A 646-nucleotide genomic window follows, 5' to 3' on the forward strand; every position below is an offset into this window, starting at 1 on the left:
AATCAAACTGTAGTACGTACATGGACTTTTGTTGACTCTTGTGGGAATACAAGTTCTGTTAGTCAAACCATTACTGTAAACGATACTACTGCGCCATCTATAGACACTACAAACCTAGAAGATATTACAATCGAATGTGGTGTAACACCTGATGGCACTTTAGAAGCTTGGTTAGCTGATAATGCTGGTGCAACCGTTACAGATAATTGCACAGCGACTCAAGATATTGTATGGACGAATGATTTTCGTCAACTTGCAGATGTAGATTGTGATTCTGGAGCCATTACAGTAACCTTTAGAGCAACTGACCTATGTGGAAACTTTAGTGAAGTCACAGCTACATATTCTATTATAGACACTGTAGCTCCAGAATTAACTATTCCTAGCGATGTAACATTGGAGTGCGATGAAGATTCATCTACAGCAAGCACTGGTGTTGCTGCCGCTGATGATGATTGTACAACTCCTATAGTAGAGTTTAGTGATGAAATTATACCAGGTACTTGTCCTAATAGCTTTACAATAGAAAGAACATGGACAGCTACTGATGTTTGTGGTAACACAAGTACGGCTACACAAACCATTTCTGTTGTGGATACGACTCCACCTACGATAACTGCACCTGAAGATGCAACTGTTGAATGTA

1 pseudogene is annotated in these 646 nt (G+C 39.6%); it reads left to right on the plus strand.

Going from position 1 to position 646, the window contains the following annotated elements:
• Positions 1–646: pseudogene (locus tag K8Z87_RS13840) on the plus strand (hypothetical protein); the annotation flags it as partial.

Source organism: Winogradskyella immobilis (assembly GCF_021887715.1).
In the GTDB taxonomy this organism is placed as follows: Bacteria; Bacteroidota; Bacteroidia; order Flavobacteriales; family Flavobacteriaceae; genus Winogradskyella; species Winogradskyella immobilis.